22 protein-coding genes and 1 pseudogene are annotated in these 22023 nt (G+C 55.1%); 16 read left to right on the top strand and 7 right to left on the bottom strand.

The features are described 5' to 3' along the window. The first annotated feature begins 261 nt into the window (after window positions 1-261). Complete coding sequence (locus HDE78_RS09335) at window positions 262-591, top strand: antibiotic biosynthesis monooxygenase (RefSeq protein WP_179478592.1); 330 nt, start codon at window positions 262-264, stop codon at window positions 589-591. A gap of 67 nt (window positions 592-658) precedes the next feature. On the opposite strand, the gene HDE78_RS09330 is transcribed toward HDE78_RS09335, so the two are convergent. Together HDE78_RS09330 and HDE78_RS09325 are read right to left on the bottom strand one after the other, a co-directional pair. Then, complete coding sequence (locus HDE78_RS09330; protein WP_179478590.1) at window positions 659-1540, bottom strand: hypothetical protein; 882 nt, start codon at window positions 1538-1540, stop codon at window positions 659-661. 150 nt (window positions 1541-1690) lie between these two features. Then, the gene (locus HDE78_RS09325) at window positions 1691-3118 is read right to left on the bottom strand and encodes a PLP-dependent aminotransferase family protein (RefSeq protein ID WP_179478588.1); all 1428 of its coding nucleotides are present in this window, start codon (window positions 3116-3118) and stop codon (window positions 1691-1693) included. A 90-nt stretch (window positions 3119-3208) separates the two neighbouring features. Between HDE78_RS09325 and HDE78_RS09320 the strand changes: the two genes are divergently transcribed. The 7 genes from HDE78_RS09320 to HDE78_RS09290 all read left to right on the top strand — a co-directional run bounded on the left by HDE78_RS09320 (window position 3209) and on the right by HDE78_RS09290 (window position 7661). After that, the gene (locus HDE78_RS09320; RefSeq protein ID WP_179478586.1) at window positions 3209-3643 is read left to right on the top strand and encodes a GNAT family N-acetyltransferase; all 435 of its coding nucleotides are present in this window, start codon (window positions 3209-3211) and stop codon (window positions 3641-3643) included. A gap of 16 nt (window positions 3644-3659) precedes the next feature. Continuing rightward, window positions 3660-4274 carry an NAD(P)H-dependent oxidoreductase gene (locus tag HDE78_RS09315; protein WP_179478584.1) on the top strand — a complete coding sequence of 205 codons (615 nt, stop codon included), beginning with the start codon at window positions 3660-3662 and terminating at the stop codon, window positions 4272-4274. Next, window positions 4271-4702 (top strand): carboxymuconolactone decarboxylase family protein, encoded by a 432-nt coding sequence (locus HDE78_RS09310; RefSeq protein WP_179478582.1) that lies wholly within the window; start codon window positions 4271-4273, stop codon window positions 4700-4702. The genes HDE78_RS09315 and HDE78_RS09310 overlap by 4 nt, the downstream gene beginning before the upstream one ends. Before the next feature lie 342 nt (window positions 4703-5044). Next, window positions 5045-5548 (top strand): MarR family transcriptional regulator, encoded by a 504-nt coding sequence (locus HDE78_RS09305; protein ID WP_179478580.1) that lies wholly within the window; start codon window positions 5045-5047, stop codon window positions 5546-5548. 11 nt (window positions 5549-5559) lie between these two features. Next, window positions 5560-6174, top strand: coding sequence for a gamma carbonic anhydrase family protein (locus HDE78_RS09300; protein ID WP_179478578.1), 615 nt, complete (start codon window positions 5560-5562; stop codon window positions 6172-6174). 392 nt (window positions 6175-6566) lie between these two features. Beyond that, window positions 6567-7025: a GNAT family N-acetyltransferase gene (locus HDE78_RS09295; protein WP_179478576.1), complete on the top strand. Its 459-nt coding sequence runs from the start codon at window positions 6567-6569 to the stop codon at window positions 7023-7025. A 165-nt stretch (window positions 7026-7190) separates the two neighbouring features. After that, window positions 7191-7661, top strand: a complete 471-nt coding sequence (locus HDE78_RS09290) for a DUF1203 domain-containing protein (RefSeq protein WP_179478574.1) — start codon at window positions 7191-7193, stop codon at window positions 7659-7661. A 382-nt stretch (window positions 7662-8043) separates the two neighbouring features. Here HDE78_RS09290 and HDE78_RS09285 read toward each other — a convergent pair whose 3' ends face one another. After that, the gene (locus tag HDE78_RS09285) at window positions 8044-8970 is read right to left on the bottom strand and encodes a LysR family transcriptional regulator (protein WP_179478572.1); all 927 of its coding nucleotides are present in this window, start codon (window positions 8968-8970) and stop codon (window positions 8044-8046) included. Between the two features lie 108 nt (window positions 8971-9078). Between HDE78_RS09285 and HDE78_RS09280 the strand changes: the two genes are divergently transcribed. From HDE78_RS09280 to HDE78_RS09255, 5 genes are all read left to right on the top strand, one after another. Continuing rightward, the gene (locus tag HDE78_RS09280) at window positions 9079-9504 is read left to right on the top strand and encodes a cupin domain-containing protein (protein ID WP_179478570.1); all 426 of its coding nucleotides are present in this window, start codon (window positions 9079-9081) and stop codon (window positions 9502-9504) included. Window positions 9505-10255: 751 nt separating this feature from the next. After that, on the top strand, window positions 10256-10600 hold the full coding sequence (locus tag HDE78_RS09275) for a hypothetical protein (protein WP_179478568.1): 345 nt from the start codon (window positions 10256-10258) through the stop codon (window positions 10598-10600). Between the two features lie 151 nt (window positions 10601-10751). After that, window positions 10752-11198 carry an acetyltransferase gene (locus tag HDE78_RS09270; protein WP_179478566.1) on the top strand — a complete coding sequence of 149 codons (447 nt, stop codon included), beginning with the start codon at window positions 10752-10754 and terminating at the stop codon, window positions 11196-11198. A 310-nt stretch (window positions 11199-11508) separates the two neighbouring features. Further along, a complete protein-coding gene (locus tag HDE78_RS09265) occupies window positions 11509-11853 on the top strand; it encodes a hypothetical protein (protein WP_179478564.1) in 345 nt (114 codons plus the stop codon). A gap of 447 nt (window positions 11854-12300) precedes the next feature. Then, entirely contained in the window at window positions 12301-12687 is a 387-nt protein-coding gene (locus tag HDE78_RS09255; protein ID WP_179478562.1) for a nuclear transport factor 2 family protein, read from the top strand. A gap of 341 nt (window positions 12688-13028) precedes the next feature. On the opposite strand, the gene HDE78_RS09250 is transcribed toward HDE78_RS09255, so the two are convergent. Continuing rightward, on the bottom strand, window positions 13029-13904 hold the full coding sequence (locus tag HDE78_RS09250) for a LysR family transcriptional regulator (protein ID WP_179478560.1): 876 nt from the start codon (window positions 13902-13904) through the stop codon (window positions 13029-13031). 57 nt (window positions 13905-13961) lie between these two features. On the opposite strand from HDE78_RS09250, the gene HDE78_RS09245 reads away from it, so the two are divergent. Next, on the top strand, window positions 13962-15521 hold the full coding sequence (locus HDE78_RS09245) for an MFS transporter (protein ID WP_218862232.1): 1560 nt from the start codon (window positions 13962-13964) through the stop codon (window positions 15519-15521). Window positions 15522-15782: 261 nt separating this feature from the next. After that, on the top strand, window positions 15783-16586 hold the full coding sequence (locus HDE78_RS09240; RefSeq protein WP_218862231.1) for an EamA family transporter: 804 nt from the start codon (window positions 15783-15785) through the stop codon (window positions 16584-16586). Window positions 16587-17439: 853 nt separating this feature from the next. On the opposite strand, the gene HDE78_RS09235 is transcribed toward HDE78_RS09240, so the two are convergent. After that, window positions 17440-17964 (bottom strand): Tautomerase enzyme, encoded by a 525-nt coding sequence (locus HDE78_RS09235; RefSeq protein ID WP_179478556.1) that lies wholly within the window; start codon window positions 17962-17964, stop codon window positions 17440-17442. Between the two features lie 62 nt (window positions 17965-18026). Between HDE78_RS09235 and HDE78_RS09230 the strand changes: the two genes are divergently transcribed. Beyond that, the gene (locus tag HDE78_RS09230; RefSeq protein WP_218862229.1) at window positions 18027-19061 is read left to right on the top strand and encodes a helix-turn-helix domain-containing protein; all 1035 of its coding nucleotides are present in this window, start codon (window positions 18027-18029) and stop codon (window positions 19059-19061) included. 871 nt (window positions 19062-19932) lie between these two features. Here HDE78_RS09230 and maiA read toward each other — a convergent pair. Both maiA and aceF read right to left on the bottom strand, forming a co-directional pair. Then, on the bottom strand, window positions 19933-20577 hold the full coding sequence (gene maiA, locus HDE78_RS09225) for a maleylacetoacetate isomerase (protein WP_179478554.1): 645 nt from the start codon (window positions 20575-20577) through the stop codon (window positions 19933-19935). A 65-nt stretch (window positions 20578-20642) separates the two neighbouring features. Further along, window positions 20643-21989: pseudogene (aceF, locus tag HDE78_RS09220) on the bottom strand (dihydrolipoyllysine-residue acetyltransferase); the annotation flags it as partial. Window positions 21990-22023: the final 34 nt, after the last annotated feature.

The following is a 22023-nucleotide window of genomic DNA, read 5'->3' as shown; positions in this document are numbered from 1 at the left end:
GCTGACCGCATGAACAACGCTGTCATGGCTGATGTAGTGAAGCAAGAGAAGCTGCTGTTTACGCATAGTAACAAACGCGAAAGCTCTGAATCGGATCAGAGGCCCGGGACGATCCGATCTCGACTCCAAAGTAGTGATATCACGAACGCAGAATTACATCGCAAAAAATAGAATCTTTCCTCCGGCCTAAAGATTCGGATCGTTGGCCACTTTTCTTTACTTCAATTCCTCGTCTTTGTTAGATCATCTGGAATCAATGCCGTGATTACCCCACCACCTGATTCGATAGCTGTAATCTTTATTTCTGGGCGAAGTTCCGCTGATGCAGAGGGCTACGAAGAAGCGGCTCTTGCGATGGCCGATGCCGCGGCTGCCCGGGATGGTTATCTGGGCATCGATTCCTCTCGAGATGAGCAGGGCTTAGGTATCACTGTGAGTTGGTGGAGTAGTCAGGTCGCCGCGCAGGCTTGGCGAGACGACCCCGACCATACGCGCATCCGGGAGCAAGGGCGCGCGATTTGGTACGACTGGTATCGTGTGGTCGTTGCGACAGTCGAGCGAGCCTATGGCTGGACCCGGCCCGAAAACTGATCACCATAACTTTGTTACTTCTTCGCGGCGATGACTCGAACATGCCAGGCAGCCAACGATACCTGCGTTAACGAGCGTGTTTGATAAGAGCGGAAGCGAGTTCCGCAGCCGCAGCTGGACGTCGCGTCAGGAAGAGCGCCGGGTCGATAAGCTCGAGTTCCATGATAACCAAGCCGTGGCTGGTCGGTAATAGATCAACGCGAGCGTAAGGTACGGTCTCGGCATCAGCCGCAGCCGCAGCGAGTGCCTGTTTGGCAAACTCTATCTCCTCGACGCTTGCCTCGTGATCGAAATCGTCCGTGTCTGGGGTTGCCCCCAAATTGAAAGGTATGCGTCGAACAGCATGTGAGTAGGTGCCCGCAATGAAAACTAGCGATCTCTCCATCGCGGTACTCACGCTTGATTCGTAGCGCTGTAGTAGGACTCCGGTACTCATTAAAAGGACCGCTGCGTGCTGCTCCATTTGGAGCCGTTGCTCAGGCAACCGGAACCGTCCTACGCCGATTGAGCTTGCGCCGATAACTGGCTTGACGACGACCTCGTCCCACGGGGCAGTCCAATCAGAGATGGCTTGTCCTCGTTCCCAGTAGTGCGTGGAGATGATCGGTACACCATTGTCTTCAATAGCGAGCAAGTAGCGCTTATCGAAATTCCATCGCAAGAGTTCAGGCGCGTTGACTACGGTGGTTTTCTGCTCGACCAGAGCCAACCATCCCAAAAACTTTTCTGGTTGTAGGTACGCGTCCCAAGGCGACCGCAGAACGGTGCATGCCGACATCGTCCAATCTATGTCCGGGTCGGTCCACCGCGCGATACGGACGGCACACCCGAGGCGGACGAGTTCTGTCGCGATTAGGCGGTCGCTGTCCGTCAAGAATGGTTCCTTGTCGTAGGTTACCAATGTGATTGACATCCGGTTTGTCGGTGGTGACTTTTCTTTCGAGTTCATGAATCAATGCCAGAAAATATTAGGACGGTCGAAACACTGCGCGACTAATCACCGTTGGACCTCTCGGCAAAGCGACGAGAGAAATATTCCATATCCCACCGCGGCTGCCGTCATCTTCCGAATTTAATGCTGTGGTTAGTACCAATGCCTTCAATTTTTTTCGGTCGCCTTCATCAGCTGACGGGTCAACGTCCTCGCCATCTCAGGCTCGCTAATATTAGTGAAACCCATCAATAGGCCCTTCTGAGGTGTCTTGTGCGTTTGCCAATCGCTTAGGGCCTGGACAGCCAAGCCACGGGACTGTGCCGCGTAGGCCAGCGCCTTGTCGTCCCGACGGGAGGTCAGATTAGCGAGCACATGAATGCCGCCGGCCTGAGGCTGAACTTGCAGATGCGATCCGAATGCCTGCGTTAGCGCATCGACTAAATAGCCGCGTCGCGTCGCGTACAGCAAGCGCATTTTGCGCAGATGCCGGGCAAAGTGGCCCTGCTCCATGAAGTCGGCTACCGTAGCTTGCGGCAGGATCGAGCCTGGACCGGGAAGCTGATTCGCCTTTGCTGTAAACCGTCCAACTTGCGACTTTGGAACGACCAAATACGCTAGGCGAAGGCCAGGAAACAGCACCTTGCTAAAGGTACCTGTATAAAGAACGCGTCCATCGCGATCCAGGCTTTTCAAGGCGGGCAGCGGTCGACCGTGGTAGCGGAATTCGCTGTCGTAATCGTCCTCGACTATCCAAGCCCTTCGGTCTCTCGCCCACTCGAGTAGTGCTAGCCGTCGCGGTAAGGATAGGGCGACGCCAGTTGGACTTTGGTGAGTGGGGGTTACTACGACGAAGCGCGCGTGGGGTGCGCGCCGCTGTCCTATATCTACGTTTAAGCCTTCCTCATCCACGGGCACCGGCTCTAGGCACATACCTGCGCTCTCCAGGAATTGGCGGGCGAAAATGTAGCCTGGGTCTTCGTGCCAGCCTATATCCCCGGCTTGCAGTAACGTACGACAAACCAAGTCCAACGCGCCCCGGTAGCCGATAGTGACGAAAACCTCTTCGTGCGAGCACTCAATGCCGCGCGAGATGCCTAGGTAAATAGCGATAGCTCGCCTAAGCGGTTCATATCCAGTTGGATCGGGGTAGGCCATGGCCGCAGAACGGAGGTTCCGCAGCCCGCGGCCAGCTAGGCGCGCCCAGGTCTTGTGGGGAAAAGCATCCAGGGCAGGCAAGCCAAGTTGGAAGGGTAGCGGTTCGGCGACCAACGAGTGCGGCTGGGGTTTGGCCTTGGTGGCAGATCGTCTTATTGCTGACTTATGCCGGGATTCGCCGAGACTTTCCAATCGAGGCGACACGAACGTACCTGCAGGTCCACGTGTAAGGAAATAGCCTTCGCTGGTCAGGGTCTGATAGGCCAACTCGACCGTGCCACGTGCCAGGTTGAGTTCGCTGGCGAGGCTGCGAACGGACGGCACCCGATCGCCGGGACGGAGCTTGCCATCAGCGATTGCGTCCCGGTAGCGCCGATAAAGCTGCAGGTAGATAGGCGCATCTTGTTCTCGTCTCGGCTTCAGCGACTGCGAGTTCATCCAAATGTCCTAGTCATATAGTCATTTCTTGGACCTATATGCTAGGACAAGTCTTTTCTAAAGTACCGGCTCCATCAATAGAAAAACGACATGAATACCCTCCGACTAAGTCATATCGACGACTCCTCGCAGGATTACTTGACCTGCTTCAACGTCATGCGCGAGTTGCGACCTCATCTCACTGATGCCGATGCATTCGTACAGCAAGTGCGCCGTCAGTCACAGCAGGGTTATCGGCTCCTTGTTGCATGGCAAGACGGCCATCTGATGGGCCTGGCGGGGTATCGCGTTCAGGAAAACTTGCTGTACGGGAAGTTCCTTTATGTCGACGACTTGGTGACAGCCGCGAATGCACAACGCCATGGCGTTGGTGGCAAGTTGATCGAGGCACTGCGCAATGAAGCAACGCTGCAGAGCTGCGCGCACCTGGTTCTCGACACGGCTCTGGGCAACGCGTTGGCGCAACGTTTCTATTTCCGCCAAGGACTGCTGTCCAAAGGGCTGCATTTCAGCCAAAAGCTCTGAGAAGTGCGGGCGAACAATGAAGCGTATTCTCTTTCTGGAATGCAGCCCCCACGCCCAGGATTCGTTGAGCGCGGGGCTGGTGCTGAGAGCACTCGCCCCTCTCGAATCTCAGCATCATGGCGTGCGGGTCATAACCCGTAATTTGGCATTGGACCCGCTCGCGATGCCTTCGGCGCGTTACGCCCGGGCCATCACCGCATCGGCCCAGCCTGATGATCCGGCCTTTGCACTATCCGAAAGCTTGATTAGCGAGCTGGAATCTAGCGATGGATTGCTTATCTGCACTCCGCTGCACAACTTCACCGTACCTGCGACGCTGAAGCTCTGGATCGATCTGGTATTGCGCAGGGGCCGCAGCTTCACGGTCGGCCAGGACGGCAAGGTTGGGCTGCTGCGTGATCGTCCGGCCCTGGTTCTTCTGCGATCGGGCAGTCAGTGTGCCGGTGAAGGCTCTACGCAGCCCGACTTCTTGACGCCTTATCTTCGCCATGTCCTCTCGGTCATAGGCATCCACAACGTGCAGTTCGTATACCTGCCGGGGTCATCCCCAACGGCCGAAGCATTAGCGCAAGCATGCAACGCACTGCACTCGCTGTTTTTCACTTCCTTTTCTACCGGAGCCCCACCATGAGCAACCCCCGTTTGTCCTATCAAACCCTTTCTCCAGAAGCCTATCAAGGGTTAAGCGCCACCAAAAAAGCCTTGAATAAAAGTAGTCTTGGCAAAACGCTGGTTGAGCTCGTCTATCTGCGAATTTCGCAGATCAATGGCTGTGCCTATTGCCTAGAAATGCATACGAAGTCTCTTCGTGCGGCGGGAGTACCGGATGCCAAGCTGGATGCTCTAGCGGGCTGGCACGCGAGCTCGCACTTCGACGAGCGTGAGCGCGCGGCACTAGAGTGGACGGAATCGTTAGTAAACGTGGCTCAAACCCATGCACCCGACAAAGATTTTGATGCAGTCAAGGCCCATTTCAGTGATACGGAAATGGCCGACCTCAGCTTTGCTATCGCGCTTATGAGCGCATTCAACCGCCTAGCCATTGGCATGCGTCAGTGAGGCGCCCACAGCGGGCTCTGGGAGCGGCGAGCCACTCGTATTGATTCATCATCACCATGGCGGATGTGCTCGTCGCGGGAAGAGCTGTTTACGAAGTAGGTCTACAGCTTTTGCAGGCAATCAAGTTACAAACAAGTGATTAGTCCAATGGGTAATTCACTTGTCTGTGCGAGGCATAACTACGGCTCTGCGCACTGCCACTGCTGCCCGCCAGATACAAATTTAGTCGGTTGATCCGACATAGGAGATTTCGCTCCCCAGTGTGAAATCTCCTAATTTTTGGCCAAGAAATTCAAGCCAGTGGCAGAACCCATTTACAGCATGATCAATAATGCATAGCCTATGCATATGTTGGTTGCTAACAAACTTGGCGCGCTCGGCGCAGAAATTCACGATCGAACAGAACTCGCATTGGAGAGCTTGTCTCCGAGTGCTGCAGCGGTGCTGTCCATGTTGCATTTCAAATCAGCATTGACCACCACTGGGCTTGCCGACGTAGTCGGCATTAGTCAGCCGACTGCGGTGCGCTTGATTGACGGCCTCGAGCGGCAAGGACTTATCACGCGCGGCGTACCAGCTGGTCGAATAACTCCGCTTTCTCTAACCAAGGCGGGACATGCGAGAGCGAAGCGGCTACAGGCAAGGCGGATGGCGGCTCTCGATGAGCTGCTTTCGGTGCTCACGTCGGGCGAGCGTGAAGAATTCGAAGAGAAGCTTGATCGGATCTTGGCCGCAGCGACCACCTCGCGCGCCCACGCTCGCAGCATGTGCCGCCTCTGCGAACATGATCTTTGTGCAAACGATCACTGCCCGGTTGGCGGGCGAGCGGCGGAAATCGAAAAATAGGAAATGGAAAAATGGTAACGTCATACGAGGAGCGTTCGCCTTCCATCGATCCCGACGCATGGATTGCACCTGATGCCACCGTCTGCGGAGACGTAACGATCGGTCCGGGCAGCCGAGTTATGCATGGTGCTCGACTAGTCGCAGAAAGCGGTGGATCGCTGCGGATTGGTCATCACTGCATTATTTTAGAGAACGCCGTCGTTCGCGCCACCGGCCGTCATAGCTGCACGATTGGAAATCACTGCATGATCGGACCCAACAGTCATGTCGTCGGCGCGGAAATTGGTAGCGAAGTTTTTATCGCAACAGGCGCCGCCGTTTTTCATGGCGCTTTCATAGGGCAGGGGTCTGAAATCAGAATCAATGGCACGGTGCATTTGCGCAGCCATCTGGCAGCCGGATCCACCGTTCCCATTGGCTGGGTTGCAGTGGGGTCGCCCGCCCAAATATTTTCCCCAGACCAGCACGAAGCGATTTGGGCCCTGCAAAAGCCGCTCGACTTTCCGGGTTTCGTATATGGAATAGACCGTGACACTCCGGACATTATGCGTGCCATCACCGAAGATCTGTCTGCACGGCTAGGAATTCACAAGACAGAAGGTAAGTCCCTTGCCGGCACCGAATAGTAAATCTTGATGCGCCGTGACCTCTGCACTTGTCGCGACCATTCGGCTTCACTATTTGTGAGCGATATTTGAAATACTCGGCAGTCGCAGAGCGCGATGCACCAACGCTATAGATAGCTAGAAATTTTAGCTTGCAAGCGTGCACGCCGATTTAGCTGGTCAACAAAAACCATCCACCATGATCGGACCGTCGACGTCCAGCGGGGAGGTCGCCGGCTGGAAGCGGCCATTTTGAGACGTTCGGTGCAGCCGCCTAGATCGCGGACAATTGGCGCGCAAGACAGGTCGGGAACCGGGCCAGTACGACGATAATCGCCGCGGATGCGTCTGCGATGGCAATACGTTAGCCCGACACTGGTAGGCGCCTATGGGCGAATAAAAAGGGGCATTGAATGGAAATCCGTGAGCTTTCGGAAAACGATATTGAACTTGTCTGTCGGCATCGTGAAGAAATGTTTCGCGACGCTGGTCGTACGGGGGACGTTCTGCAGACTATGACTGGGCATTTCCGGGACTGGCTGCGGCCGCGTCTTATTGATCACTCATATTTTGGCTTTGTTGTTTGCGATAAGGGTCAGCCAGTTGCCGGTATCGGTCTGATGCTTATTGACTGGCCTCCGCATCCCTCGCACCCCACGACGAGTAAACGCGGCTATGTCCTCAATGTTTATGTTGAACCTGGATACAGGAGTCGGGGATTGGCCCGCGAGCTGATGCAGCTGGCGGACGCCGAATTTGGAAAGCGCGGGATTCAGTTTGCCATTCTGCATGCAACAGAAATGGGTCGTGGCTTGTATGCGGAGCTAGGGTGGAGTGGTACGACGGAAATGTCGAAGGTCATCCCGATCTGATCGCCGCCGAACGAGTTTAGAGTCGTGTATGTCGATTTCATGAGCGGCGGCCGGTCGACAGCGGCAAACACGTACCGCAAATCGTAATTCCATGTCCGAAAACGGCGAGCATTCTATTCGAATGCGCGGCAACATGCGTCGACCTTAACGACTGTGAGAAATACCGTGCACTCCTTCCAATTGATCGGCATCGACCACACTTCGTTCGAGCCGCTTTTTGAGCTATCAGACGAACAGCTTTCTCATATCGGTGCGGAACGCCACGTTGCCACTAGAAACCCAGGTTTTCCTTGCCGCGTAAGCCTTCAGGACGCCAAAGAAGGCGATGAATTGTTACTGCTGCCATTTGTTCACCAACCTGTCATCACGCCTTACCACGCGTCGGGCCCAATCTTTGTGCGACGTGGAGTCAAACAACGCATGTTGGACATCGGCGAGCTGACAGAATATGTCACGACCCGACTCCTATCAGTACGCGCTTATGATGCCGCGCACATGATTATCGACGCATCAGTTTGCGAAGGGATCGATGTACGTGCCGAGATCGGACGACTGCTCGGCGACAAGCTCGTAGCGTACATACACCTTCACAATGCAAAGCGGGGCTGCTTTTTCTGTAAAGTCAACCGAGCGTAGTTGTAGGAACTGTTTTAACCCTTCGATCGAGTCCAGCGTGATAGCTCACTATCCAATTAAAGACGCTCGCGAATGGCGGAAATGGGTCGGAGCAGCACCTGCAGTTGGCGCTTATGTGCGATATCGAGCACAGATGAGTCAGTGCGCAGTAATGCATTAGCCATTGGCCACCGTAACGCGTAGGTCGGATAAGGCGATGCGCTGCACGCGAAAACTCTATACGTTCTGGTTGAGTGCCTCGCGATGGCATTGGGCTCGACGCATGACTGCGGAATGTACGTGTCGTGAGCAACTTGCGGGCGCATCGCCTGCTCGAACGTGTAGCGGTGCGCCAGATCTAGTCGCGTGATGCTGCAGTGCATACCGCGAGCAGAACAGCTCCTCACTCCTCTGCAAGTTGGTTAGTTGTCCGGTCCAAGCCGCTGATCTCCAGTACGCTGACAAGATAATCCGAAAACTTCCTCACCTTGGAGCTGAGGTCTTTCCGCGACGGATACACAATAAACAATCCAGTTTCTGCCGAAAGACGCTGATCCGTATCAATTTTGATCAGTCGCCCCTGTTGTATCTCCCCATCGCACATGTGAACCGGCAAGAGAGCGGCCCCAGCACCATCAATTGCCAGCTGTTTTAGTAGAGCAAAGCAGTTTGCAGTGACACTGGGAATGCGCCTTGAAAATGGTGAGGAGGCGGAATGCGAGAGTACGGACGCATCGAAATGACGATCAAACGCAAAGCGGAAATCAAATCCCGCATCGTCATGGACCGCCTCCTCACTCCGACGCATGAAGGCGGGGCTAGCGAATATTCCAAATCGAAGAATCGCGATTTTCCGTGCTACATAATTATCGTTGCCTGGATGCCTGCCGCGTATGGCAAGATCGATATTGTCGGCGATGAAATCACTCACGTTGTCGTCAACGAGCACATCGAACTGTAAGCCCGGGTGTAACTCCCGGAAAGACGTGATTGCATGGCTCAAGACCGCGAATGGAAAGTCGAGCGGCACGCTGATGCGTATTGATCCAGTCAGGGTATTTCCTGAATGCACTGCCCTTTCTTCTGCCTCGCTGAGAGCGCGAATAGCAGGTGCAACCTCTTCGAAATAGCTTCTTCCATCATCCGTCAACGATATCTGACGAGTCGTGCGCCGCAGCAGGCGTGTTCCCAGCCGCGTCTCGAGAGCGGCGACGCGTGCGCCGACCGTAGACCGAGGGATCTGCAGCTTGCGTGCGGCCCCGGAAAAAGACTCGCACTCGACAACCGCGACGAAGGCCAAACAGCAGTTAAGATCCATTGTCTGTTCCACTGGCAAGTCCTGCCAATTTTAATGGTCTTTTCTATCAATCGCGACGCGGCGAAGATAGTTGCTCCTGGGTTCAATTAAGGACCAGAACAACGCGGAGCTCTATCGATCATGCAATCTGAATTTTGCCTGCGTGCGGAAACTGTAAGTTTCTCCAACATGATTGCTCATTTGATTAGTGGAGGGCAGGCTAGTCCCGTCACGGTCATGGACATCTCCATCCATCAAAACGGCGGTGCGCCCCTCCATAAGTCACTTGATGAAGAAAAGATATTTACTCTGATTGATGGCGAATTAGATTTCACTCTGATGCGTGCTACCCGTACGCTGCGCCCAGGCGACAGAGTTACCGTTGCACGCGGAGATGTTCATGGTTTTGTCAACCGAAAGGGAGATGTCGCGCGGTTACTCCTGGTCTCTGCGCCGTCGCGCCACGATGCATTTTTTCGCGCTATGGCAGCGCTACCGGTTCCGCATGTCCCGGAGGCAGTTAGTGAGGTGTGCGCAAAATATCGACAGGAAATAGTGGGTCTGTAAGCTGAGTTCTTGACGAAGCGGAAAAAATCGTGGCAACGCAACACCATGTGATCCGAAGGGAATGCGTGAAGTCTCATGCAATTCCCGCTTTGGGTCGGTTACCGCAGATCGATGTGGATATGGCGCTGAAAGTAACCGGCGAGCTGGCCATGATCGACTGGTAGCGTGACGCGTTCGACACGTCGCTCGCGGGCGAGCATTGAGAGATTCCTATCCGAAGATTGCGCATCATCGTCAACTCGATGTGGGCTTTGTCTTTAGTTGATCGTTCGGCGTGTTCGTCTCGGGCGAACGATTGCTTCGATAGATGCCGAGTTATTGCTGAGATTCGTTAAAGGCCTGGTTAGGCGTTACCGACAGCGATGAGAATGGCGACGCGGAGCCCTCCGCGTCGGAAGAATTATTGCGTCGCGCCTGCATTGCGCCGCTCTGACTACTGGTCTACACACTGCGCCGAGCCGACGGCAACCCTTCGACCGTCCGATGGATGTCCAATCGTTCGCAAACCTCTAAACCTTTGCGTCCAGACGTACGATGTTCTTAGTCACTCTAATTATTAGATTGACATTTGTTGTGTTAGCGGTAAAGTAGCCTCGCAAATATCGCTGCGAGCGTCCGGGCGTGTAAAAAATTGCTGAGACCTTGAAGTCAGTGATAGCCGAGTGAACCGCAAGTGCCCGATCTGAAGCAGTGTCTTTTATCGATACTGGTTACGACGTATGCATCTAAGGGCAGGCTAAGGAGATCGAAAATGGATCAAGCAGAGCCGACGATTCTACGTCGCTGGTCGTCACGAATCAGGACGGAAGATCGAGACGAATACGTTAGATACATCAAGGGTACCGGTTTGGAAGACTATCTCGGCACGAAAGGCAACCTAGGTTGCCAAATGTTGTTGCGTGATTGTGGCGATGGGCTGACTGAAGTCACTACGTTGAGCTGGTGGCGCTCCATGGAATCCATTCGCGCCTTTGCTGGTAGCGAAGTCAATCGAGCTCGCTATTACCCTCTGGATGACCGTTTTCTTGTTGAAAAGCCTGAGTACGTGGAGCATCACATCGTCGTGGCTGAAGGTTCTAACTTGGCTCATCCATAACACTGCCATCCTGCCGAATCCGGTGTGGATGCGATGACGCGCACGTCATCAGCAGGCGCATCAAGAGGTTTTCTCAAAAACCTCTCTCCTGTCGAAGCACGAACATCCGATTTTCGGCAGATTTTTTAAACAAAAAGGAAGAAGCAACCGAATGATCCGAAGATCCAGACTCGACGACTTTGATAGGGTCATCGAAATCTGGCGGAAGGCAGTAGATGCTACGCACGGTTTTCTTGCCCCATTGGACAGATCTGCTATTGAAGTAGAAGTGCGGGGTTTTTTGCCTCTGGCGCCGCTTTGGTTAGCCGTTGATCATCAGGACAATGTGCTCGGCTTTATTCTGACGGAAGGCTCCCACCTGGAGGCGCTTTTCATAGACCCCGATCAGCACCGCAGGGGCATAGGAAGCCGGCTACTGGTGCATGCGAACGGCATTCACCCCGTCGTCTCAGCCGATGTTAACGAGCAGAACCCAAACGCGCTTCGGTTCTATCAACGTCATGGTTTCACCGAGATCGGTAGATCGCCCCACGATAGCGATGGCCGTCCCTATCCGATTCTTCATTTGCGAAGGAGTGAGACCGCGCGTTCAACTTGAGATGTTGTTTAGATCGAAAGTAGAAGCAACATGGATAGAAATCCATCGGCGGTAGGAGCATCTAGCCGGCCGCGATGTTAAAGACTGCGGCCGTCCGTCCGAAACGCAGACCGCTAACTTCGCAAGAATCACTGTAGAGATCCTGCTCGATGGAAAATACTCAATGCGGTGTTCGCTTCTGGGATTCGGCTTGGATGCCAGTTCATCGTGATTGGCAATCGCTAGCTTTCATGGTTCGGTCAGGGAGTGGGTCCTCCGCCGGTCTTCGATCCCGCCGCATCCCCATTCTAGTTAACTGAGGAGATGATTGATGGCGAAGTTGGAGCCTCTGATTCTACGTCGCTGGTCGTCACAAATAAGGACGGAGGATCGAGACAAATATCTCAGTTACATCAAGGGCACCGGTTTAGAGGACTATCTATATACGCCCGGCAATGCTGGCTGCCAGATGTTGCTGCGTGACTGTGGAGATGGATCGACCGAAGTCTCGACATTGAGTTGGTGGCGCTCCATGGAAGCTATCTTGGCCTTTGCCGTCAACGACGTAGAGCGTGCTCGTTACCACAAAGTGGATGGCCGCTTTCTCATCGAAAAGCCTGAATATCTCGAACACCATGTCGTCGTCGTTGAAGACTCCAATTTTGCGCCTACATAGCGTTGCCTCTTTTTTAGCCCTTCAGTCGTTGGAATGCCTTTCATTATCTAGACGATATTAAAGAGTACTTCGATGGAACACGTCGTTAGCGAAAACTGCACCCTGTGTCGTTACATCGATCGCGTCGAGGTGCGTCCGGTAGATGGCCTTCACGAGAGTGCGAAATTTCTCGTCACCGACCCGGACTAACACATCGACTGCGGTGTATGTCGCGGCGAGTCTCCCGTTGGCGCAATCTTATCTTCCTGCGCGATGCCGGCCAGCCCGCAGACGTTCCTCGCGCTGAACTCAACTATGTCGAAACCCGGCCGAGCGTCACGCTTGTCTGACGTCAACGACAAGCTCGCGCTGCTGAAGTCATAGCAACTTGGCAACGATATATCGGCATCGCGGCGAAAACTGGTTTTGATAATCCTGCTTCGCCTTTCATCATTCACGGAGGTTTGTATGGGCCCAAATCCGCTGCAACAGTTCTTCTCGAAGGTCGGTGCCCGCGACGTACCGGGCGCGCTTGCCGTTATCGACGACGCGACGGTGTTCGAGCCGCAGGGTCCGACCCATTTGCCGATCTACGGACGATTCGTCGGTAAGTCCGGTGTTGAGCGGCTGCTTAGCACCCTCGCCGAACAGTTCGAGACCGAGATCTTCGAGATCAAGAAATGGGCTGAGGCCGAAGATTACGTATTCGCGTACGGCTTTATGCAACATCGCGTGCGCAAGACGGGAAGAACCTTCAAGAGCGAGTTCACGGTTGTTGCGCAGATCAATAGCGGCCTGATCCGTCACTACCGAATCTTCGAGGATACTTCCGCCGCGGAGGCAGCCTTTGCCTGATCACGACCGCGATCCAGCCGCTGTAGTCAGCGTCGGTGTGCCGTTGCGTGAGGCGTTACGCGCTCCTGGCGGATTCACAAATTTCGCTCGGCGCGCGGTCGAATTCCTACTTGAGTCGCGATTGCTGTTTAAACCGTAGTGATAGGCCAGGTCACCGATCCGGCGGCGTGAACTTTCGGGCGGCATGAGCGCGTTGGACCGCAAGTAGGCTGCGCTGACAGATGCAGTTCGCGATGTCGCCACTGCTCAATTGGCCGGTTTTCAATTTGCATGGTGCAGCCGTCGGACGCGAATGTCGTCTAGAGCAATTTAGCTATACCAACTGGAGGTCTTTAGTTGATTCAACTCGATTTTTCATCGCTCGAACCGACGACATTGCTGCCCCTGAAATAGGCCGCCAAGGTTCGTAACGCTCCTCGAAACGCCGCATCCGTCGTCGTGGAATGAAGCACAACATCCGAGTCTGGCAACGGAGGCAAATTGTATCGACGACCGACCTCGACGGTGCCAATGGGGGCGACGCTGTGGGCGAGCGCTGCGATAGCCAATCCGGCAGAAACCGCAGCGCCAATTGCAGCCATGCCGCCACCGATAAACACCTCAGTCCAGGCAATGCCAGCTTTGTCTAAGGCTTGAGTTGCGCTTCCACGAACTCCGCATCCCATAGACAGCGACGCAAGTCGCAGAGGACTCGCCTCGCAATGCTCCCAATCAGCCGATGCAAACCACCCAATCCGCTCTCGCGTCAGTTCTTCTCCATCGCGTCTGTCGTCTTCGCGCCGCACTATCGCCGCATCGAGTGTTTTTTTATCGAAGGCTTGCATCAGGCATTGCGAGGAGTCGATATGAACTTCGATGACGAGCGCTGGATCATAGGTACCCAGCTTGGCCAGCAACGCGGGCAATCGGGGTCCCGCAACCTGGTCGCTTATTCCAACGACCAGTCTTCGGGGATTACTGGACAGTCCGCCGATCGCCAACTCGTGCGCGGCAATGAAGTTTCTCGCCGGATTGAGAAAGCCCAAGCCCTGTGCGGACAGTTGCACCTTCCTCGGAGTTCGATCCAGCAATCGAAATCCCAATCGATCTTCGAGGCGTTTCACCTTCACGCTAACGGCCGCTTGGGACGTTCCGATCGCATGTGCCGCCAGGGTAAAACTGCCCAGATCAGCGACTAGGACGAATGCTTGAACGGCGTCGACGTCGAGGCTTGCCATTGCTCAACCATCCTTAGATGTTATGACTCAAATATCAACTCATATCTGTAAATTATGATGAACCAGCATCAGTATCCGGTCAACACCACCCTGGCGATAACGCTCGACTCTCTTTTAAAGGTGTCAGCGCTGGAGCGTCTGTCGGCCAATTCCGGAGTACGTATGCGCCCGTTTCCAACCAGACAAATCAGTGACCAGGCAGCTTCAAAAGGAGAACTAAACGCTCAAAGATGGCTGGCTTTAGCCGTCCTTTTGACAGGGGCATTCCTACCGATCCTCGACTTCACCATCGTCAATCTTGCATTGCCGTCGATCCGCAGCGACCTGCGCGCGTCGTCGGGCGAAGTCCAGTTTGTTATATCCGCTTATGCGGCGACTTATGCCGTCATGCTGATTACCGGCGGGCGCTTTGGCGACTTGTTCGGACGCAAAAGGATGTTCGTAGCCGGGGTGGCCGGATTTACCGTGGCGTCCCTGCTGTGCGGCCTGGCGGCGTCTCCACTCATGCTAGTGGTAGGGCGCATCCTGCAAGCGTTAATGGCGGCCATGATGGCGCCGCAGGTGCTTGCATCAATTCGCGTGCTTTTCTCTGACGGTGAGCAGGAGCGCGCAATAGGGATGTATGCCGCCACATTTGGATTGGCCAATATTTGCGGCCAAGTCTTAGGAGGCATTCTGGTGTCCGCGCATCCCTTTGGATTGGCGTGGCAGGCGATCTTTTTGGTGAACGTACCGATCGGCCTCATCGCCTTTTTTGGAGGCATTTTTTTTCTTCAAGAAAACTTGCCTGAGCACGCAAAAAAGCTGGATATCAGGGGCGTGGTTTTATTGTCCGTAGCGCTCGGGTGCCTCGTCTATCCGTTGATCGAGGGACGAGAGGTCGATTGGCCAGGATGGATGGGGGGAGTGGTGCTTCTGTCAGCTCTGGCGTTCATTACTTTTATCCGATACGAAGCTCGGTTATCTGCTCAAGATCTCGATCCGCTTGTCGAACTATCGCTATTCCGGAATCCGCGATTCGCAATCGGCATCGTCATGGGACTGCTTTTTTATATGCTGTCAGCGTTCTACCTGACCTTCTCGGTGTATCTACAAGGCGGACTGCAAAAATCACCTCTGCAGGCTGGTCTTGCAACACTGCCGTTCGCCGTCGGTTTCTTTCTAAGCTCCACGATATCGTCCCATGTCATGCGGCGCTTTGGTAATTACGCGCTGACGCTTGGATTCGCCCTCCAGATTGTGGGCTTCGGGATCGTCATGGTTTGCGTCAACTATCAGTTAGTGATCGGGCTGGAGGAAGGGTTGGCGTGCGCGGGACTAGGGTACGGCGTGGTGATGCCGAGCGTCATCAAGGCAATTATTGGCGATGTCATTCCGCGCCACGCGGGCCTCGCTTCGGGGATCGTGATGACGACGCTTCAGATTGGCGCGGCGCTCGGGGTTGCCATCGTCGGTGGGGTGTTCTACAGCGCTTTGGGCGCGCGGAAAGACTTGGCGGGCTATGCGCATGCATTCAGTGCCGCAATCGCGTGCAACGTTGTATTGCTCATCGCAGCCGCAGTGCTCTCTCTTTTCCTTCCCAGTGAAAAACGAGTAACCGTTCAGGGCGATACCTGAGGATCCAATCGAATGTCGCTTTAGATATCGAGTATCAAAGCACGACGGTAATTAGGGCGCCGCTCGCCTCTTGCTGATGTATCCACGTCGAACTTGACTTAACAAGATGCGGCTCTCCGACTAAGACCCCAGGAAATATCCATGCAAGAAAACCCTATACCTCCAGTCGATATAACCACCGAGCCCACAACGCGAAGCGGTGTAGTCAACTTAGTACAAACGTCCGTGCGTAGATTCCCCGTCGTTCTAACGTTGCTGTCGATGTCCAGCGTGCAGTTCGGAGCAGCGTTATCGGCTCCTGTGATGAGCGCGTACGGCTCAGTCATGACAACGTGGCTAAGGCTTTGCTGGGCCGCGCTGGCCCTAGTACTCATCGTACGGCCGCCGCTGCGCAGCTATACGGGTTCACACTGGCGCGCGGCGGGCGCATTGGGCGCCGCAATGGCATGCATGACCCTTTGCTTCTTTGCTGCCATCCAACGAATTCCGCTTGGGCTGGCGGTTGCGATCGATTTTCTGGGTCCTCTTTGTGTTGCGACCTTCAGTGTTCGCCAAGCGCGGGCTTTGCTCTGGCCGTTGTTGGCACTTTCGGGGGTTTTGTTGCTTGCGCACGACAAGTCTGGATGGAGCGGCGAGCCTGTCGGCGTGCTCCTAGCGTGCGGTGCAGCGCTTGGCTGGGGAAGCTACATCGTGCTGATGAAAAAAGTAGGAGCTGCGTTTCAAGGAATGGAGGGTTTATCCACTTCACTGCTTGTCGCAGCTGTCCTGGTGGCGCCATTTGGCTTAAGCCAAGGCATAGGGCGTCTAACGCCTGCCGGTGTCGCGGCTACGGCGGGGCTCGCCATGCTGGTGCCGCTGTTGCCTTATTGGCTCGAGATGATCGCCTTGCGCAGAATGACTGCTTCATCGTTCGGCGTATTAATGAGTCTCGAGCCGGCTATTGGCGCACTGGCGGGTTTCGTTGTGCTGCATCAGCCCATGACTGGACTACAGATGATCGGCACGCTGCTCGTTGTCTGCGCTAGTGCCGGTGCCGTCGTAGTAGTGAAGGTGCCTAGTCACTGACGAATGGCGGTTGCGAACGGTTTACGACTGCCATCTGACGCTCGAATTAGAACTGGCATTCGTCAAGCCCTCTCGGCAAAAGGCATGTTCCAGTGCAGGAACGAATGGAATTCAGTACACGAATGCTCCCTGATCGTGAGGGTGTGAGTCGAACCTGCATTTAACGCTGTTGATTGACCAATATCGGAGTATGGATGAGACGAAAAGGCGAACTTGAAACACGTTTAAGCGCGTGGGCGTGTGAATATTTGGCGGCGATTAAATCGGAGCAAACGAATACACCGTCCGTTTGTAGCATAGCCGCAGAGGTCGAGCAGGCCGTGCGCTCACTGGAAATCCAGCCTCACGGTCGATTTTCGGCTTTAGCGCTCAGGTACGAATACTCGCCCGGCAACGAGCCCGTAGATCTCAAGATGAGGAGGTTGCGGAGACTAGGGTTAGAAATCAACAGCGCCGCCAAGTATTCACAGCTGTTGCGTGAAGCACGACAGCACGTTGCAGCGTGGCTCCACATTCCGTTCGCGGGTGAACTAGACCAGCGGTTTATGACGACCTTGGGCTCGCCTGATGGCAGGCTACAAGAAGCATGATACTTGACGCCCGCAAGTCGCTAGTGAGCTGAGGAGTACAAGCGTACGCCAAGGGCAACTCAGCCCTTGGCGCACCTATTGTGTTCAATAGTGGTGGCGTCCTTTCCCTGCGACTGATGGAAGAGGCCTAAGGCCCGCTTTGGCTGGCCAGTGTCCTCGACGCACCTCAAGCCGGCTTGCTTGTGCTGCTATTGGCCAGGCTTCGTCATCGCCTGGTGTGCAGTAAAGCAAGCGGCTCTTTATTGTCGGCTTGTGATTCGCCACTACGATTCACGCCGGACGGCATCGGCTGCCGCTTCGAGGATTTCCAGCGCTTTAGCGCGGCGTCGACGGGCTAGCAACGCTGGACCGATCGCCTCGTCGCCCTTGCGCGCGAGGAGCGCTTGAATCTCCGCGATACGGCTTATTGCGCCGTTCACGCCCCATGTTCCATCAGGCACTTCAACTGGGAATACCCAGAGTCTTGATCCGACATCCTCAAAGCTTGCGCCCTCGGCTCGAGCAAAGGCTTCGGTAACTTCCTTGACCAGAGTGAGAATGGCCTCTTGGGTGTACTTGCCCTCTGGAACACTTGTTGTAAGTCGATACCACGGCTTTGGGGCGGGAGCCCCTCCAACGAAAGTAGCCGAGGGCCGTTGAACGAAGGCAACGGAGACGCTCTGCACCAATTCGTTGGCGGGGTCAAAGCCTTCCGCACTGATGAGAATGTTGGTGATTTCCTTTATCAGTTTCGCTTCGGCTTCAGAGGTGAGGGCGCCCTCGGGGATGGTTAGGTCAATCATTGGCATGGCGATGTCCTTCCGGGAAAAGTTGATGCAAGGAATATCGCCCTTGCGTCAAAATTAAGGCAGTGGCAGTATCGCCATTATTAAAGGAAATTCAGACATTCAGCGTGATCATACGAATATGGGTCTATGAGGGCATTCTTGCCTCGGGTGTAGCCGGGCCGATTGATGTCTTCACCGCTGCCAATAGCTTGATTGCTCGGGAAGCGGCCTCAGGAAAGGTGCCTCTGCAAAAGTTGAGGTGGTCGATCGAATCCCTCGATGGCAATTCAATCCGATCTGCTTCAGGACAGAGCATAGAAGTTGACCGCAAGATCAACCCTCGCCTGCAAGCAGACGCCGTGCTGGTGACGGCGCCCTTCGTCATGGACATGGATGCTTTCATAGCACGGCGCGATCAAATGGCGGCGCTCTCCAAGGCGCTTCAACGCCAGCATGAAGCGGGCGCCATTCTGGCGTCCTACTGCACCGGCAATTATCTGCTTGCCGAGGCCGGCCTCCTTAATGAGCGCCGCGCGACGACCCACTGGGCAAAAGCGAATGACTTCGCGCGGCGCTATCCCAGGGTCGAACTTCGCGCCAGCGAAATCCTGACTGAGCAAGATCGCATCTTGTCCGGCGCGGGAGTCACATCCTATCTGAACCTCGCCATCCGGCTGGTCGCCAAGCTTGTAAGTGCTGACCTTGCGGCCACCACCGCGAAGACGCTGCTGATTGAAACCAATCGTATCTCGCAGGCATCTTACGCAACGTTGCTTGAAGAGCACGGCCACCATGACAGGCTGGTGGCGAAGGCTCAGCAAAAAATGGAGGCGACACTTGATCAAGGATTCCACTTGCCCGATCTGGCAGCACATCTCTCAGTCAGTGAGCGCACGCTCAACCGTCGGTTCAAACAGGCCATGGGAATCGGGCCGCTTGAATACCTACAAATATTACGTATCGAGGTTGCGAAACGACTTCTGGAAACCGGAAGTTTCAGTGTCGACGGCGTTTGCCAAAAGGTTGGCTATGCTGACATCAGCACTTTCCGCCAATTGTTCAAGCGTAAGACAGGGCTCTCGCCGCGCGACTATCAAGGTAGGTTCAGAACTAGCTAATCAGCAATGCCATTCGTTTTAACTTGTGCTGCTTTGTGATCAGACATAAAAAAACGCCTTTCGGAATTCGAGCGTCGAAAGGAAGACGGAGTCAACTATTAGGCCGAGGCACCACGTTTGCACTGACGCGATCTGGCGCCCCTGCAGCACTCGGTAATGTCTCTGCGCAACCACAAACTATGGCTCCGCTGCAGGCCGAGAACCAGAGCGTGGCCGCTATATGGCTAACATGTATTACCGACGAGTAAGGAAGTTGTCTGATGCAAGCCTCACCTGATGGGCTTCCCATCTATCGTATCCTCGCCGGCGCAGATGATGAAAGGTTTTGAGCCGTTTGAGTGAGGCGGTTGCGCTTGGCTACAAGTTGTAAGATTCGCCTGCAGTGACATTTAACGGTCGGAGCGTCGTCGTTGCTCAAGCAGGCATCTGGCCTTCGGTCGAATCGTTTGCGCCTCAAGCTAAGCCTCTCATTATTCATCATGCGCTCGACCAACAACTAGAACGTCCTAGGCAACAACGGGATTCGGAGTAAGCAATAGTCCTTCCAAATCTCGCGAGCTCTTAGGAGGCGAAGCGGGTTTTAAAAGAAAAGCGGGTTATTGGGCCGGCCTAACAACTCGTTAGAGGCGGAGCCTCGATCTAGAGTGGAATAGGCAAAGTTTCGTGTGTCGAGATGGGTCGATCACAAGATCAAACCAGTGCTACTAAAAGACCTGATTTGAGTGAAATGACAAGGAGACGAATGAAAGCCGGCGCTTGCCCTCAAGGCGCTTCTCTAGACCATGGCGCGGACTCACTGGCCTAGTTCGTGGAGGCAAGTGTGTACTGAAGTTGCCCGATGCAGACGCGATGTGACCCACCTAAGCCCGCGTCAGGTTCTGTAGCCCGCCTGCTTAAATGGATGTGCATCGGCGAATGCACGGAGTTCAAAGCAGCGTTTGGTTAACGACGCGACCATCGGAAAGGGCGTAACGTCGAGTTGATAGAGTTCGGCGGTGATCACCTGGCCCACGATGCAGATGTCAGCGATGGTTGGCGCGCCCCCAAGCGCGAATGGCGCAACCGGGCGTCGGCTGAGTAGTCGTTCGTAGGTTGCCAATCCTTCCGCCGCCCAATGACGGCACCAAGACTCGATAGCTGCCGCGTCGGCACCGAATGCCACGCCTAGTTGCTTGCGGATGCGCGGCACGACCAGTGGGTGCGCATCGGCCACCGACACGAGCGCGAGCGCTCGTGCATAAGCACGCTCTTTTGTATCGACTGGAAGCAGTCGCGGCTCCGGCTGGATATCATCGAGATACTCCATGATCGCCATCGACTGGAAAATGCGATGTCCCTCATGCACTAAGGTAGGCACGACGTGTTCCGCGTTCACCTCGGCATACTCGGCGTCGAATTGTCGGCCGGACAAGATATCCACTTCGATTTCCTCAAAGGGAAGTTTCTTAAGCGCGAGCGCGACGCGGACGCGGAATGCGGCATTCGAACGCCAGAATCCATACAGCTGCATTGTCATTGGTTTAGTTCTTTTGTGGGTTTTAGGGAGCCACTTTTCTATGGGCATGACGCCACCATGTGTCCTCACAGCAGCGCGCGGCGAAAGTCGCCGAGTAACTTTGCAAGTTCAGTGGTGAAGCGCGCAGCAGCTGCACCATCAATGACGCGATGGTCATAGGACAGTGAGAGAGGAATCAGAAGGCGCGGCTGAAAAGCGGCGCCATCCCATACAGGCTGGATAGACGAATTGGAAACGCCGAGGATCGCAACCTCTGGGACGTTCACGATAGGCGTGAATGCGTTACCGCCGATACCGCCCAGTGAGCTGATCGAGAAACATCCGCCCTGCATGTCGGCAGGGTCGAGTTTCCCATCACGCGCGTTGGTGGCGAGCGACGCTATTTGACACGCGATTTCGCGGATACCTTTTTTATCAGCATCACGTATCACCGGTATGACCACTCCCCGTGGCGTGTCGACTGCAAATCCGATGTGGCAGTACCTCTTTAGGATTAATACTTCGCCGCTCTCGTCGAGCGACGCATTGAAGCGCGGAAAGCGCTTGAGAAGGACGACCGATGCCTTGATTAGGAACGCCAGCATGGTGACTTTGGCGCCATCCTTGTCCGTCTCCCGATTGAGTTGTGCGCGGAATGCTTCGAGCTCTGTGATTTCGGCTTGGTCGTACTGGGTGACATGCGGGACGACCATCCAGTTTCGGGAAACATTAGCTCCAGATACTCTCTGGACATGGCTGAGCGGTTGCGTTTCGACAGCGCCAAACTTGGCAAAGTCGATGCTTGGCCAGGGCAGAAGATTTGGCCCTCCGCGTGCATCTGAGCCTGCAGTCCCAACGCGTCTGTCATCGACGGGCAACGTAGTTTGGGCATGGGTCTCCAGGTCGCCGCGCACTATGCGACCCTTGCGCCCGCTGCCTTTGACTTGAGACAACGCCACGCCAAGTACGCGGGCCAATTGGCGCACAGCGGGACTGGCATATGGCGCGTCGCCGGGCGAGTCGAAAGTGGGCTCCGATCTCGAACCGGCCTCATTATTGTCGATGCATGGCTCTTCGGCCGGCTCTGCGATGGCAACCGCAACACGCTTGATCAAGGGTATGTCGTCTGCTGCCCGGGATTGCATCGAATCAGTGAGCGGTGTCGCGATGTCCGCAGTGGCGTCTTTCATTTCGATCAGTGCGATCAAGTTGCCTTCGGAAAGGGTGTCGCCTAGGCGCGCCTTCAGCTCCCTGACGATACCTGCAGCGGACGAGGGCACTTCTATGATGGCCTTGTCCGACTCGAGCGTGATTACGCCCTGATCGATCGCGACGCGATCGCCGACTTTGACGAGCCATTCGATGACGGGGACATCGTGTGCGCCGCCAAGGTCCGGCACGCGCAACTCTTTCAAGTTATCCATACATTTCTCAGTTGTCGCGCTGCATGCATCGGCGCGTGTGTCG

Origin of the sequence: Rhodanobacter sp. K2T2 (genome assembly GCF_013408815.1) — a bacterium.
In the GTDB taxonomy this organism is placed as follows: domain Bacteria; phylum Pseudomonadota; class Gammaproteobacteria; order Xanthomonadales; family Rhodanobacteraceae; genus Rhodanobacter.
Note: the sequence above shows the minus strand (reverse complement) of the source record. Positions and strands in the feature narration are given on the sequence as shown.

What these genes read in the sequence shown, in the direction of transcription:
- HDE78_RS09270 (WP_179478566.1), top strand. Translation starts at nt 10,752, where the DNA reads ATGATCCGAAGATCCAGACTCGACGACTTTGATAGGGTCATCGAAATC.
- HDE78_RS09255 (WP_179478562.1), top strand. Translation starts at nt 12,301, where the DNA reads ATGGGCCCAAATCCGCTGCAACAGTTCTTCTCGAAGGTCGGTGCCCGC.
- HDE78_RS09330 (WP_179478590.1), bottom strand. Translation starts at nt 1,540, where the DNA reads ATGAACTCGAAAGAAAAGTCACCACCGACAAACCGGATGTCAATCACA.
- HDE78_RS09250 (WP_179478560.1), bottom strand. Translation starts at nt 13,904, where the DNA reads ATGGCAAGCCTCGACGTCGACGCCGTTCAAGCATTCGTCCTAGTCGCT.
- HDE78_RS09305 (WP_179478580.1), top strand. Translation starts at nt 5,045, where the DNA reads ATGCATATGTTGGTTGCTAACAAACTTGGCGCGCTCGGCGCAGAAATT.
- HDE78_RS09280 (WP_179478570.1), top strand. Translation starts at nt 9,079, where the DNA reads ATGCAATCTGAATTTTGCCTGCGTGCGGAAACTGTAAGTTTCTCCAAC.
- HDE78_RS09240 (WP_218862231.1), top strand. Translation starts at nt 15,783, where the DNA reads ATGTCCAGCGTGCAGTTCGGAGCAGCGTTATCGGCTCCTGTGATGAGC.
- HDE78_RS09245 (WP_218862232.1), top strand. Translation starts at nt 13,962, where the DNA reads ATGAACCAGCATCAGTATCCGGTCAACACCACCCTGGCGATAACGCTC.
- HDE78_RS09275 (WP_179478568.1), top strand. Translation starts at nt 10,256, where the DNA reads ATGGATCAAGCAGAGCCGACGATTCTACGTCGCTGGTCGTCACGAATC.
- maiA (WP_179478554.1), bottom strand. Translation starts at nt 20,577, where the DNA reads ATGACAATGCAGCTGTATGGATTCTGGCGTTCGAATGCCGCATTCCGC.
- HDE78_RS09320 (WP_179478586.1), top strand. Translation starts at nt 3,209, where the DNA reads ATGAATACCCTCCGACTAAGTCATATCGACGACTCCTCGCAGGATTAC.
- HDE78_RS09325 (WP_179478588.1), bottom strand. Translation starts at nt 3,118, where the DNA reads ATGAACTCGCAGTCGCTGAAGCCGAGACGAGAACAAGATGCGCCTATC.
- HDE78_RS09310 (WP_179478582.1), top strand. Translation starts at nt 4,271, where the DNA reads ATGAGCAACCCCCGTTTGTCCTATCAAACCCTTTCTCCAGAAGCCTAT.
- HDE78_RS09300 (WP_179478578.1), top strand. Translation starts at nt 5,560, where the DNA reads ATGGTAACGTCATACGAGGAGCGTTCGCCTTCCATCGATCCCGACGCA.
- HDE78_RS09265 (WP_179478564.1), top strand. Translation starts at nt 11,509, where the DNA reads ATGGCGAAGTTGGAGCCTCTGATTCTACGTCGCTGGTCGTCACAAATA.
- HDE78_RS09295 (WP_179478576.1), top strand. Translation starts at nt 6,567, where the DNA reads ATGGAAATCCGTGAGCTTTCGGAAAACGATATTGAACTTGTCTGTCGG.
- HDE78_RS09235 (WP_179478556.1), bottom strand. Translation starts at nt 17,964, where the DNA reads ATGCCAATGATTGACCTAACCATCCCCGAGGGCGCCCTCACCTCTGAA.
- HDE78_RS09315 (WP_179478584.1), top strand. Translation starts at nt 3,660, where the DNA reads ATGAAGCGTATTCTCTTTCTGGAATGCAGCCCCCACGCCCAGGATTCG.